Annotated in this window: 12 protein-coding genes; 11 read left to right on the plus strand and 1 reads right to left on the minus strand. The window is 59.3% G+C overall.

Annotated features, from left to right (window positions below):
* Position 1 precedes the first annotated feature (1 nt).
* Positions 2-1,066: an ABC transporter substrate-binding protein gene (locus ABK249_RS29430; RefSeq protein ID WP_227705554.1), complete on the minus strand. Its 1,065-nt coding sequence runs from the start codon at positions 1,064-1,066 to the stop codon at positions 2-4.
* Positions 1,067-1,307: 241 nt separating this feature from the next.
* On the opposite strand from ABK249_RS29430, the gene ABK249_RS29435 reads away from it, so the two are divergent.
* From ABK249_RS29435 to ABK249_RS29485, 11 genes are all read left to right on the plus strand, one after another.
* Positions 1,308-1,997, plus strand: a complete 690-nt coding sequence (locus tag ABK249_RS29435; RefSeq protein ID WP_227705555.1) for a FadR/GntR family transcriptional regulator — start codon at positions 1,308-1,310, stop codon at positions 1,995-1,997.
* A gap of 793 nt (positions 1,998-2,790) precedes the next feature.
* A complete protein-coding gene (locus ABK249_RS29440) occupies positions 2,791-4,044 on the plus strand; it encodes a flavin-dependent oxidoreductase (protein WP_227705556.1) in 1,254 nt (417 codons plus the stop codon).
* A gap of 39 nt (positions 4,045-4,083) precedes the next feature.
* A complete protein-coding gene (locus ABK249_RS29445) occupies positions 4,084-5,829 on the plus strand; it encodes an ABC transporter permease (RefSeq protein ID WP_227705557.1) in 1,746 nt (581 codons plus the stop codon).
* Between the two features lie 41 nt (positions 5,830-5,870).
* Complete coding sequence (locus ABK249_RS29450; protein ID WP_227705558.1) at positions 5,871-6,923, plus strand: ABC transporter substrate-binding protein; 1,053 nt, start codon at positions 5,871-5,873, stop codon at positions 6,921-6,923.
* A 30-nt stretch (positions 6,924-6,953) separates the two neighbouring features.
* Positions 6,954-7,997, plus strand: a complete 1,044-nt coding sequence (locus tag ABK249_RS29455) for an ABC transporter substrate-binding protein (RefSeq protein ID WP_227705559.1) — start codon at positions 6,954-6,956, stop codon at positions 7,995-7,997.
* A 91-nt stretch (positions 7,998-8,088) separates the two neighbouring features.
* Positions 8,089-9,195 (plus strand): ABC transporter ATP-binding protein, encoded by a 1,107-nt coding sequence (locus tag ABK249_RS29460; RefSeq protein WP_227705560.1) that lies wholly within the window; start codon positions 8,089-8,091, stop codon positions 9,193-9,195.
* A 15-nt stretch (positions 9,196-9,210) separates the two neighbouring features.
* Positions 9,211-10,200 (plus strand): ABC transporter substrate-binding protein, encoded by a 990-nt coding sequence (locus tag ABK249_RS29465; protein ID WP_227705561.1) that lies wholly within the window; start codon positions 9,211-9,213, stop codon positions 10,198-10,200.
* 21 nt (positions 10,201-10,221) lie between these two features.
* Positions 10,222-10,926: a class II aldolase/adducin family protein gene (locus tag ABK249_RS29470; RefSeq protein ID WP_227705562.1), complete on the plus strand. Its 705-nt coding sequence runs from the start codon at positions 10,222-10,224 to the stop codon at positions 10,924-10,926.
* 105 nt (positions 10,927-11,031) lie between these two features.
* Complete coding sequence (locus ABK249_RS29475) at positions 11,032-11,952, plus strand: LysR family transcriptional regulator (protein WP_227705563.1); 921 nt, start codon at positions 11,032-11,034, stop codon at positions 11,950-11,952.
* A gap of 131 nt (positions 11,953-12,083) precedes the next feature.
* Positions 12,084-12,275 carry a hypothetical protein gene (locus ABK249_RS29480; protein WP_227705564.1) on the plus strand — a complete coding sequence of 64 codons (192 nt, stop codon included), beginning with the start codon at positions 12,084-12,086 and terminating at the stop codon, positions 12,273-12,275.
* 288 nt (positions 12,276-12,563) lie between these two features.
* The gene (locus tag ABK249_RS29485) at positions 12,564-13,808 is read left to right on the plus strand and encodes a metal-dependent hydrolase family protein (RefSeq protein WP_227705565.1); all 1,245 of its coding nucleotides are present in this window, start codon (positions 12,564-12,566) and stop codon (positions 13,806-13,808) included.
* Positions 13,809-13,848 lie beyond the last annotated feature (40 nt).

Below are 13,848 nucleotides of genomic sequence, written 5' to 3' on the forward strand. Positions count from 1 at the left end.
TTCAACCGCCCGAAACGATGCGGTTCCAGCGGTCAGTCCATTGGCCGCGGTTGGCGGACATGAATTCCTGATCTAGGTCGACGATACGCGCCGTCTCTTCCGGCGAGAACTGAACTCTCTCCTGCAGTTCCACGGGCAGCTTGGCCAGCGTGTCGGGATGCGTGCCGCCGTAGTTGAACACCTCGGCGACCCACCCTTGCGTCGATGGGTCGATCGTCATGTTCACGTACTGCTCGGCCAGCGCCTTGTTTTTGGTATTCTTGGCAATGCCGGTTCCGGAGAGGTAGGAGATCGCTCCTTCCTTCGGAAAGACCCATTCGACCTTTCCACCCTGCTGCCGCACCGTATAGGTCTGCGACTTGTAAAGCAGGCCGACGGCCGCTTCCTCGTTGACCAGCGCGCTCATGATGGTGTCCGTATCTTTGGCCCAGATCGGATCGAGAGCGGCCATCTTGCCCAGCATGTCGAAGCCGGCTTCGCCGTCCCTGGCGTCCTTGCCGGCTGCCATTGCGCCGATCGGGATGATGTAGGGGCCGATCGAATGGGTGATTTCCGGCAGGACGATCTGTCCCCGATAGTCCTCGTTCCACAGATCCGCAAAGCTGGTGGGAGGCTTTTTGACCAGGTTCGGGTTGTAGGCAATCCCGAGGGCGGAATAGATCATCGCCACCCAACCCTTGCGCTTGAAGCGGTCAGGCACGGCGGCAAGAAAAGGCAAATTCTGAGAGTTCGGATCCAGTTCTTCCAGAACGCCCTGAGCCTCCGCCAGCGGGACGACACCATCATGGAGCTGAACGAGATCGTAGACCTGGTTGCCGAGGCTGATCTTCAGCTTGGTGATGCGCTCGACGGGGCTGGATCCACGATCCTGCACGATCTTGACGCCGGTCTTTTCCGCAAAGGGCGTATCGACATTCTTGGCCATGCCATCGCCCCACAGACCGCCCCAGGTCATCATTGCAAGTGACTCGGGTTTCGATTGTGCGAAGGCGAGGCGCGCCGAGCCGATGGCTGGAGAGGCAAGCGCGGCTGAGGCCGCGAGTTTCATAAAATTACGTCTGTCCATTTTGTTCCCCTTAAATGAACCATTTCAAATTGGTTCTATAAATACACAGAGCCTTTTACGTCTGCTGCTGCGATCGGGTCTTATTTTTTTGTCATTCGACGGGCATAGTCAAGCTAATTTCCCGCAATTATGCCATATAATGAATCAAATTGATTAGTCTGCCTAAAAAAATGGCGCAGTGCACATCTTGATAAATGGTTCGCAATGGTTCATGTTGTGGCCGCGAATATGAGGAATAATCGTGTCGACGAGAAACAAGCAAAGTCTGCTCGATACGCTACGTGCAGCAATCGAGGCTACGGACGAACGGTTCATTAGGGAGGAGCGGCTTCTGCCGGAGCGCGAACTGAGCGATCGGTTCGGTGTAGGGCGGCGTGCCGTCCGAGAGGCATTGAATGAACTCGAAGGGGAGGGGCTGCTTTTCAGAAAGCAGGGGCTTGGAACGTTTGTTCGAGAGGTAGGGCCAAAGTCCACGAGCCTCAAATCGCTCACCAACCGGACCAGCCCCCATGACATCATTGAGGTCAGACTGGAGATCGAGCCGGTGCTGGCCCGTTTTGCCGCGACGCGCGCGACGCCGAAAGACATCGACCAGATGAAGCTTTTCGTCCGCAGGGCGGCGCAAGCTGCAACACCACGGGAATACGAACGATGGGACAGCGCCTTCCATACCAAGATTGCGGAAAGTGTTCGCAATACAATGTTTTGGGGCGTATTCCGCCTCATCAATTCCGTGCGTAAGGAACAGCATTGGGTGAATTCGCGGACACGTGTTTTCACCCGCGGAGTGAGCGAGGAGATGGTCCGTCAACATAACGCCATCGTCGCCTCGATTGCGGCGAGGGATCCGCAGGCAGCTGAGGACGCCATGCGTGATCATATCGCGACTGCGGGCGTGCGGATCAGCCAGTCGATCGTGGAAAGTCTCTGAAGACGAGAAGCTCCTAGCCGCAGGCGCTGCCGTTTCCAGCGCGCCCGGCCCGGACTTGATAGCCCGTCCTGGCACGCAATGTTCAATTTCACATTTCTTGATGGCCGCGAGGACACACTTTTCACAGCGATTTCCACCCACGGTGGGATCATCATCGATTCCGTCAACCATTCGACAGGGAGATGATGTTCGTGCCCTCTTCGTGCTGATGAACCTAGCAACGCTTCTCAACGGTCCTGCCAACGTCATCGAAAGGCGCGTCGGACCTTCACAATTCGAGTTGTCGGATTGTGAGTAAGCGTCCCGAAAATCAAACCTGCGCCCAGGCGCAGGGCATATAATTGTTCCTCGTCACGCGCACCGACCTCAACCCAGTTTCGCGGCGATCTTAAGATCGTCAAAGGCGTCGCATCGGCGCCGCTCCCTGGGGTCGATATGGGTTAAGGGAACGGCTCAAGACAGCCGGGAACCATGAAATCGCGACAACGTCGGTCACTGGCGCATCACCTTTTCAGTGATCTGTTTTCGCGATGACTTCAAAGAATCAAACTATTTGTCATTCGTCAAGAATAGCTCTAGCGATGGTCATACATCGGACATCAAATGAACCGGCGCTTCTTCGAGCTCTGTTGATGGCGATGATCGGGAGGATTGCAATAGCTTTAGGACTAACCGCGGCAGGTACTTCCTGTGGTGGCGAAGCTTTGCCCAAAACCCCGACCAGTTTCGAGTGTCTTCCGGCGGTATCCGGCGGGAGGTGCCAGCTATTCTCGACGGGAGATGGGAGCAGACAATGGAAGTGACGATTGTAGGTGGAGGCATTGGCGGGTTGACGCTTGCGCTCATGCTTCATGAAGAGGGAATCGCCTCGCGCGTTTACGAAGCAGCCCCGGAATTGAAGGCGCTGGGCGTAGGGATCAACCTCCTGCCGCATGCCTCACGCGAGATATGCCGGCTCGGCCTTGAGGATGCCCTGGTCAAGGTGGCGATCACCACGAAGGAATCCGGTTTCTACAATCGTTACGGCCAACATATCTTCACCGAGCCGACCGGCCGCTATGCAGGATATCATTGGCCGCAATTCTCGATCCACCGCGGCGATCTCCACATGGTTCTGGTCGAGGCATTCAAGGCGCGTTGCGGTGCCGATCGCCTGATGACCGGCTGGCAGTGCACCGGCTTCGAGCAGGACGACGACCTCGTCACGCTGCATTTCGTCGATCCGCGCGACGGCTCGGCGCGTCCCTCGGTCAAGGCCGAAATGGTCGTCAGCGCCGAAGGCATTCATTCGAAGATCCGCAAGCAGCTTTATCCGAACGAAGGCCCGCCGCGTTATTCGGGCATCAACATGTGGCGCGGCGTCACCAAGTGGAAGCCGTTCCTGACCGGCGCCAGCATGGTGCGCATCGGCTGGCTGAATACGGCGAAGGTACTAATCTACCCGATCCGCGACAATATCGACGGCGAAGGCAACCAACTCATCAACTGGGTCGTCGATATCGCCACCGAGAACTACAAGTCGCAGCGTGACTGGAACAAGCCGGGCCGCATCGAAGACTTCTTCGATGTCGTCAAGAACTGGAAGTTCGACTGGCTGGATTGCCCGGCGCTCTTCAACGCGGCCGACGCCATCCTCGAATATCCGATGGTGGACCAGGACCCGCTCGACCAGTGGACGTTCGGCCGCGTGACGCTGCTCGGCGATGCCGCGCACCCGATGTATCCGCGTGGCGCCAACGGCTCCGCCCAGGCGATCCTTGATTGCCGTGCGCTGACCGACGCCATCGTCAAGGAAGGTGATCCGATCAAGGCGATGCATGCCTATGAAGCGGTGCGCCGTCCGGCAACCGCACAGGTCGTGCTCACCAACCGTAAGAACCCGCCGGATGCCATCCTGCGCGAAGTCTTCGAGCGGACGGGTGACAAGCCGTTCGACGACATCAACAAGGTGATTAGCCACGAGGACCTCGAGAAGCTATCCACCAGCTACCAGAAGATCGCAGGTTACCATAAGGAAAACCTCGCGATGTCGCCTGCCGGGGTTTAACTCCCGGCTCGTCGACAGCAGTTCGTTCGGGAGGTCGGGATGTCGTTACAGGAAAGCAGTTACGCAAAATCGGTCGAAAAGTCGAGCTTCTTCGGCCGTATTCGGGCCGAATGGCTGATCATTGGCGGTGCGGTACTGATTGTCGGCTGGCTTGCGCTCGTGCCGTTGGGCTTCCTTCTGTGGCAGAGTTTCATGACACCTGCCGCAAGCGACGTTCCGGCCGTCTTCACGCTCGGAAACTATGTCTGGGCGCTGACGGAAAGCAGCATTCTGCCGCTGTTTAAAAACTCGGTGGTCTTCGCCACGGGCACGTCCTGTCTCGCACTGGTCATCGGCACGCTGTTCGCCTGGCTCAACGAGCGGACGAATACGCCGTTCAAGATGATGTTCTATGCGGCCTCCATCGTGCCGCTGGTCATCCCGTCGATCCTGTTCACCGTGTCCTGGATCATGATGGCGAGCCCGCAGATCGGGCTCTTCAATCTCGTCCTCAAGAACACGTTCAGCCTGTCTGGCCCGGTCTTCGATATCTATTCGATGGGCGGCATGATCTGGGTCGAAGGCCTGCACTATTCGCCGATCGCCTTCCTGCTGATGTCAGCGGCGTTCCGGTCCATGGATCCGTCGCTGGAGGAATCCGCCCTGATGTCGGGCGCGTCGATCGGCCAGATCATGTTCCGCATCACGCTGAAGCTCGTCTGGCCGGCGCTGATCGCCTCCTTCTTCATCCTGTTCATCCGCTCGATTGAATCCTTCGAGGTTCCGGCGCTGCTCGGCATGCCGGTCGGCATCGAGGTCTTCACGTCAGCGATCTACGAGGCGATCCGCGAGTATCCGAGCAATGTCGGGCTCGCGTCGGCCTATGCGGCGGCGTTGCTGCTGATCGCCTCCTTTGGCATTTATTTCCAGTCGAGGCTTTCGAGCCAGGGCAGCAAATATTCGACCGTCACCGGCAAGGGTTTCCGCCCGCGGCCGTTCGATCTTGGTCCCTGGCGTATTCCGGCCGCGATCCTGATCGTCTGCTATATGATCCTGGTGATCGTGCTGCCGTTCCTCGTGCTCTTCTGGTCGTCGCTGAACAAGTATTACAGCGTGCCGTCCTGGGCGGGGTTGAGCCGGCTGTCCTTCGATGCCTATGCCAAGGTGATCAACTATCCGATGGTCGGTCAAGCGGTCTGGAACAGCGCGCTGCTCTCGCTCGGCGCCGCCACCACCATCATGCTGCTCACCGCCGTCATCTGTTGGATTGTCATCCGCACCAAGCTGCCAGCCCGCTGGTTGCTCGATAACGTCGCCTCGCTGCCGATGGTCTTCCCAGGCCTCGTTCTCGGCCTGTCGGTGATGATCTGCTACCTTTATCTCGATATCGGCATCTACGGCACGACCTGGATCATCTTCATTGCCTATGTCACGCGCTTCATGCCTTACGGCGTCCGCTACAACACGACCTCGATGCTGCAGATCCACAAGGATCTCGAAGAATCGGCCGCGATGAGCGGCGCGTCCTGGAGTCAGAGTTTCGTCCGCATCGTGCTGCCTCTGCTGAAACCGGGTCTGCTGGCGGGCTGGATTTACATCGTTGTCGTCTCGATCCGGGAACTCTCCAGCTCCGTGCTGCTCTACAGTCCCGGTTCGGAAGTGGTGTCGATCGTCATCTGGGAGCTGTGGCAGAACGGCCAGTATGTCGAACTCTCCGCCTTCGGCGTGATGATGATCATCGCGCTCTTCATCGTGGTGATGCTCGCCCAGTTGGTCGGCAAGAGGTTCGGAGTCAAGGAAGCTTAAGCCGGATTGGGAGGTCCGGCTTTCAAAAAGGGGAGGAACGCATGATTAAATCGCATATTTTGAAAGCTATTACCCGCAGGGCATTGGCGCTCGGCTTCGTCGCAACGCTTGTCGGCGGCCCGGCGCTCGCACAGACTGTTGCGGACGTCGCCGCCTATAGCGGCCCGGACCGGATGGAAAAGCTGGTCGCTGCCGCCAAGAAGGAAGGCAAGCTGACGCTCTACACGGCGACGCCGGTAGATGACGTCAATCAAGTGATATCGGCCTTTACCGCCAAATACGGCATTGCGGTCACGCTCTGGCGCAGCAGTTCGGAAGACGTGCTGCGCCGCTCGGTCGCCGAGATCAAGGCCGGCCGTCATGATGTCGACGTGATCGAGACTAACGGGCCGGAGCTCGAAGCGCTGCACCGGGAAAACATTCTTCAGGCTGTGAACTCTCCGGTAATTCCGGAAATCTTTCCGGGCGCGGTGCCCGCCCACAAGGAGTGGATCGGCAGCCGTTTGAACATCATCACGGCCTCTTACAATACCGACGCGGTGAAGCCGGCGGATGTGCCGAAAATATGGAACGATCTGCTCGATCCGAAATGGAACGGCAAGATCGGCATCGAATCCGAAGCGTATGACTGGCTGGCGACGGTGATCCAGAGCTTTCCGTCAAAGGAGGAAGGCCTCGCGTTCTTCAAGAAGCTGGCGACGACCAATCATCCCTCGCTGCACAAGGGCCATCCGCAGCTCGCCAACATGACCGCGTCAGGCGAAAAGCCGCTGACGATGCAGGTCTATCTTTACCGCGTGCTGCAGTTGGAGAAGGAAGGCGCGCCGGTGAAGGCGCTGACCATCGGCCCGTCGATCGCCCGCATCAACGGTCTCGGGATCGCCAGGACGACTTCGCATCCGAATGCCGCGATCCTCTACCAGCAGTTCACACTTACCGAAGCGCAGAAGATTTTGGCGTCCCGCTGTTTCACGCCGACCAACACCAAGGAAGTCCCGTTCCCGGCCGGCATGGAGGTCAAGGTCATCGAACCGACCGGCATGCTGGATGAGCTGACGGCCTGGCGGCAGACATTCGAGAAGACATTCCAATAACAACGCTCATAATTCTTGGAGGAGGATACTATGCGCAATACCTTGAAGAGCCTGAAGACGCTTGCTCTCGCCAGCGCCGTCGGCGCGCTGCTGGCCGGTTCGGCCACGGCTCAATCGATCGACGAGATTTCCAAATATAGCGGCGCTGACCGGCTGGAAAAGCTGGCAGCTGCTGCTAAAACCGAAGGCGGACTGACGCTCTATACCGCAACGCCGGTGGAAGACGTGACCGCGATGACCGATGCCTTCACCAAGAAATACGGCATCAAGGTCACCGTCTGGCGCGGCTCTTCCGAAGATGTGCTGCGTCGTGCCGTCACCGAGATCAAGGCCGACCGTTATGATGCGGATGTGATCGAGACCAATGGCCCCGAACTCGAAGCCCTGCATCGCGAAAAGATCCTGCAGCCGATCACATCGCCGGCCACGCCGGATATCTTCCCGGGTGCCGTTCCCGAGCACAAGGAATGGGTCGGCAGCCGCCTGAACATCATCACCGCGGCCTATAATACCAATCTCGTCGCCGACAAGGACGTGCCGAAGGACTGGAATGATCTGCTCGACCCGAAGTGGAAGGGCAAGATCGGTCTCGAAGCGGAGGCTTATGACTGGCTTGCGACCGTCAATGCCAGCTTCCCGAGCGAAAAGGAGGGCATCGACTTCTTCGCCAAGCTCGCCAAGACCAATGGCATTTCTCTGCGCAAGGGCCACACGCTCCTGACCAACCTGACCGCATCCGGCGAAGTGCCGCTGGCGCTGACGACCTATCTCTACAAGGTCGACCAGATGAACAAGGATGGCGCGCCGATCAATGTCTTGCAGCTCGGCCCTTCGGTCGCCCGTATCAACGGCCTCGGCGTTGCCAAGACCGCAAAACATCCAAATGCGGCGATCCTGTTCCAGGATTTCACGCTGACAGAAGGCCAGAAGATTCTTGCCGAACGTGGCTTCACGCCGACCAATGTGAAGATCGCGCCGCTGCCGAAGGATCTCAATGTCAAGGTCGTCGACGGCTCCGCCATGCTCGACAAGCTCGCCCAGTGGCGCGAGACTTTCGAAAAGACCGTCAAATAACGAATGACGAAACGGGGACATCGTAGCTGTTGCGATGTCCCGGGAATGAAGCCGGCCGGGCGGGGAGCACGGCGGAGGTGAGGAGATAGAAATGCTGAATGTTCAGGGACTGACGACCGAATATGCCGACGGCAAGGGCAAGGCCGTCCGCGCCGCCAAAGATATCTCCTTCGACGTGCCGCAGGGCAAGCTCTTCACCCTTTTGGGGCCGAGTGGCTGCGGCAAGACGACGACGTTGCGCTCGATCGCCGGTCTTGAGCGGCCGATCAAGGGCAATATCTCCGTCGAGGACGTGACCGTCTACTCTGCCGGCAAGGGGGTCTTTGTGGCGCCCAACCGCCGCAATTTCGGCATGGTCTTCCAGAGCTACGCCATCTGGCCGCATATGAGCGTCTTCGAGAATGCCGCTTTCCCGCTGCGGGTCGGTAAATCCAGCTTCTCCAAGAAGCAGATCGGCGAAAAGGTCGAGCGGGTTCTCAAGGCCGTTGCGCTGGAAAACTATGCCGGCCGTGAGGCAACACGCCTCTCCGGCGGACAGCAGCAGCGCCTGGCGCTTGCCCGCGCGCTGGTCATGGAACCGCGCCTTCTGCTTCTCGACGAGCCGCTCTCCAACCTCGACGCCAAGCTGCGCGAGCAGATGCGTTTCGAGTTGAAGCGTCTGCAGCGCGAACTGAACCTGACGACGCTTTATGTCACCCACGATCAGCAGGAGGCACTGGCGCTTTCGCACCAGATCGCGGTCATGAACGACGGCCAAATCGTCCAGCTCGGCTCGCCACGCGAGATTTACGAAGCGCCGCAGACCCGGTTTGTCGCGGACTTCATCGGTTCGTCGAACTTCGTGGAATGCAAGGTGACGGCCCGCGGTAGCGAGAGCGGCCGCTGGGCGGTTGAGAGCCCGATGGGAACGATCGAGGTGGCTTCGGAAGAGGCTCTCGATGTAAAGGACAAGCTCACCGTGGCGATCCGTCCGGAAAACGTTCACCTGATCGAGCCCGGCAAGCAGAATAGCGCTTCGGGCAATCTGCTCGAAGGCCGCGTCGATACCAAGGTCTTCCTTGGCGAATGCGTCGACTACATGGTGTCCGTCGGCCAGACGCGGCTCCTTGCTCGCGTTCACCCGAGCCTGCGCACGCCGATCGGCAATCCCATTCTCGTCAACATCGACCCCACCAAGGTCAACGTCATCACTCGCTGAGTTCCGGATATTGTCATGAACCGCTTGAAGCTTTCGATTGCCACCACCGACTACGATCATTTCCGCGATTTCCGCCTCGGCACGGTCCACGCCGAAGGCATCGAGCATAACTGGTCGATGCTCTCGCACCACGAGGTCTTTGCTCGCTTCACCTTCAACCGCGAATGGGATGTCGCGGAGCTTTCCTTTGCCAAGTTCATGGCGCAGGTCAGCCGTCCGGACAGCGATATCATCGGCCTGCCGGTGATCTGCTCGCGCCTGTTCCGCTTCTCGTCCTTCTACGTCAACAAGGCGGCCGGCATCAAAACCGTGGCGGACCTTAAGGGCAAGCGGATCGGCGTGCCGGAATGGGCGCATTCGGCGGCAGTCTACATGCGCGGCTGGATGCACAACGAGGCAGGCGTCAAGCTGCAGGATGTGCATTGGGTACAGGCCGGGGCCAATGCGCCGGGCCGCATCGAAAAGGTGGACCTGAAATTGCCGGAAGGTGTCACGATCGAGCGCATCGCAGACAAGTCGCTGTCCGAAATGCTGGCCTTCGGCGAGATCGATTGCGCCATCATTGCACGCCCGCCGACCTGTTTCCTGGAGGAGGACCCGCGCGTCGAGCGCCTGATCCCGGACTTCCTCGAGCGCGAGGAAGAGTATTACAAGGCAACCGGCGTCTGGCCGATCATGCATATCATCGCCATAAAGAAGAGAATTGTCGATCAGAATCAGTGGGTTACGCGCAATCTTTACAACGCTTTCGAGGAATCGAAGCGCCGCAGTCTGGAGCGTCTCTTCGATCCGGCGGTCTCTCGTTATCCACTAGCGTGGCTGCCGACCTACGCCCGCAAGATGCGGGACCTTTTCGGCGCCGATCCGTTCCCCTTCGGCATCGACAAGAACCGTCCGACCTTCGAGCAGATGCTCCTCTATACTTATCAGCAGGGCATTGCCGAACGGCACATGACGCCGGAGGAAATCTTCACGCCGGGCATCATGACCAAGGTCGTGGTGTGAGGCGGCCCCATGAGCAATCGAATGAGCGATCAGGGTGCATTGTTGGAACTGGTGCAGGCGAATCGCATCCTGGCGCATGAAAGGGTGCTGGACGCGTTCGGCCACGTGAGCATTAGGGATACCGAGGCGGGTTATCACATTTCCCGGTCTCGCAGCCCGGAACTGGTTTCGCTGGAGGATATCCAGCATTATGACGCGGATTCGAAAATTGTCGGCTCCGACACGCGAGGCGGGTATCTGGAGCGGGTCATCCACGGCGCGATCTATCGGGTCAGGCCTGACGTGCGAGCGGTCTGCCATTTCCATTCGCCCTCGATCATGCCCTTCTGCGTTACTGGCAGGCCCTGGATGCCGGTAACGCATCTGGGGGCGACGGTTGGAATGACCGTGCCCTTCTGGGACGAACAGGCGAAATTCGGCGATACGGACATGCTTGTCTCGACGGCGGAGCAGGGGGCCTCGCTGGCGGCAGCACTTAGAGCACACTCTGCCGTCCTGTTGCGTAATCACGGCGCTGTCGTGGTTGGTGGCGGCATTCCTGAACTCGTCATGCGCAGCATACAGCTTTGCCGCAATGCCGACGTGTTGATGCAATCTTTGGCTGTCGGTGAGCCGAGGTCGCTGACCCCTGGTGAGGTTACTCTCTCTGGTGCCAAGAACCTTGAGCCGCGCGTGCTTGAACGGGTTTGGGACTATCATCTCTCACGTGCAGGCCTGGACGGCTGAACGCCTTTATACCACCTTACTGAGGACGCAGCCCCCGACCCTGACCGGTAAGGCGTTCCGTGATATTCATGCTGGCTCGCCGTTCGGAAAGGGAGGCACGATTCCGTGCGCATTCGCCAGCTTGAGTCATTCGTCTGCGTCTGTGAACTTGGTAGCATCACGCAGGCGGCCGCTGCACTGAACATCGTGCAGCCTGCGCTCGGTGCCCAGATCACTGCTCTTGAGGAAGAGCTCGGGGTACAGTTGCTGGAGCGCGGGCGCCGCGGCACGACCGTGACGCCCGCAGGGCAATATTTCCTCGCCGAGGCCAAAAAGATGCTCGAGCATGTCTCGACGATGAAGAAGACGATCAGGAGTTTCGCACCGAACCAGAAGGAACCTCTGTCCGTCGGGCTGACGGCCAGTCTTTCGGCGATGCTGGCCGGGGCCCTGGCGCAGGATCTCAGCCATCTTTCGCGATCGGTTTCGGTCCAGGTCGTGGAGGATATGAGCCATTTGCTGGGCGATCGCGTCGCCCGCGGCGATCTCCATTTCGCGCTTGCTTTTAATGTGCCGGATCACAAGGCGATACGGAAACAGCCGATGCTGAAGGAGTCGATCTTTTTCATCACCAGTCCGAATTCGCCTTACGGACAGGACAAGCCGATCGAGATGGCCGAACTTGCCAAGGCCACCTTCGTCATTCCGACCGAGAAAGGTCAGATCATACATCTCCTCAAGGAGGCAATGGCGCAATTCGACCTTCCGCTGAATGTCGCCTTTCAGATCGAATCTATGGATGCGATCAAAGGTCTCATCACTGACGGAACTGCCTGCGCCGCGCTGCCTTTCGGGACGGTGACCCGCGAAGTGAAGGCTGGAACGCTCATAGCCCGGCGGATCGTAAACCCACCGCTCACCCGGACGCTTTTCCTGTTACGACCGTCTGCTCGGTTGCAGACGGAGGCCATACGTGAAGCACAGCTTACAATTGAAACCTCGGTTTCACGTCTCGCCGAAAGCTTCGCCTTTGAGCGTCTCGAATAAACTCCGCAAGGCCGCTGTTCAGCGCGCACTCCAATCAGGACGCGACCTTTTGATCGCCCCATGCCGTATCCTATCGCACGCCACTGCCCCGACGCCAATGGTGCGAGCCGGTCACCAAGGAGGAGTTCACCGTGACGTCGATTTCATATCGCAGCGTGCTCATGTTCATGGTTGACGGCGTCAAACGGCATCGCGCCGCTCAGGTGACGTTTCTGATCGGAAGTTCAACTTTTGCCGTGTTCACGATGTTCTGGACCGGGCTGACTTTCACTCTGAGCTCACGATACGGCGAGCGCGCAATCTATCGGACCGTCGTGGCATAGAAGCCTCGTCGTCAGAGGTTGCTGTTAACTCGCAGCCGTTCTCCGATGCCGCTCGTCTTGCCCGCTTGACCCGCCTGCATTTGCGTGAGTTCTTCTTGTCGGCGGTGTTGTATCTCTTTCCCTTCATACAAGGAGAGGCCGAAATCCCCGAGCCCCGCTCCGTCGACAATGCGCTCGACGACTGCGATCCCCGACGTTGCGTACACCGTTCGCCCCGACCAACTCGACGATTGACAATGTGCTCCGTCCGCGATTAATTCAAATGCATGGATTTAATTGGGGGTAATTATGGCGAGCCGGATTTTGCTCAAGGGCGGGACCGTTTATAAAGGTTTCGGAAACAAGGTGATCAAGAACGGCTTCGTAGAAATCGTCGACGGCAAGGTTGGCGCGGTCGGCGCGGTCGCGGACCTGACCTCGGGTTTCGATGGCGAGGTGATCGACACCACCGGCAAGACGGTGACGCCGGGCGTCATCGACACCCATATGCACGTCTTCCACGAGCCGCAGATGCTGCGGCTTTCGGAAGGCGCCGCCGCCATCTGGGGCGCCAATTATGCGCAGTCGGCGCTGCGCGCCGGCGTAACTACGATGCGTGATCTCGGCGCCCAGAGCGGCGCGGTGTTCGGCCTCAAGAAGGCGCTGAACGAAGGCTATACCGTCGGACCGCGTTATCTCGTGTCCGGCCGGGCGATCTGCATGACCGGCGGCCACGGCTGGGCCAACCTTTCCGCCGAAGCGGACGGCGAAGACGGCGTGCGCCTGCTCGCCCGCCAGCAGATCAAGCTCGGCGCCGACGTTATCAAGGTCATGGCGAGCGGTGGGGCCGGCACGCCCGGCGAACTGCCGACCCAGGCGCAGTTCAGCATGCAGGAAATCCGTGCGGCCGTCGACGTGGCGCATGATGCCGGCAAGCCGGTGGCGGCCCACGCGCTGGCGACCGAAGGCATCATCCGCGCCGTCGAGGCCGGCGTCGACACGATCGAGCACGGCGTCTTCCTCGACGACTGGGCGATCGAGTTGATGCTGAAGAAGAACGTCGCGCTCTGCCCGACCATTTCCGTCTACCCGCGCATCATCAACCGGGGCCCGGCCGGCGGCGAAGCGCCGTTCGTCATGGAAAAGTCCGTGTCGCTTCTGGCGCCGCATTTCGAAAGCCTGCGCAAGGCCGTCGCGGCCGGAGTGCGCATCGTCTTCGGCACGGACGCGACAACGCTCTACAACCCGGTCGGCGACTTCTCCGATGAGATGGACCTGATGGTGAAGGCGGGCATGAGCCCAGTCGAAGTGATCCGTTCGGCGACCAGCACGGCTTCGGACATCTGCGGTGTCTCGAATATCGTCGGCACGCTGGAAACTGGCAAGCTGGCTGATGTTCTGGTCATCGACGGCGATGCAACGAAGGATATCGCAGCGCTCAGCGCCACTGCGATGGTCTTCAAGGAAGGCACACTCGTTTATCGCAAGGGTGAAGGCTACCGTAACGCCATGCTGACTGCGAAGCCGATCCTGAAGGCCGACCACGCTCTCTGAGGCGACGTATATCCGATCACGCCGGCGAAAATTCCGGCGT

It is taken from the genome of Neorhizobium phenanthreniclasticum (assembly GCF_040066075.1).
Classification (GTDB): Bacteria; Pseudomonadota; Alphaproteobacteria; order Rhizobiales; family Rhizobiaceae; genus Neorhizobium; species Neorhizobium petrolearium.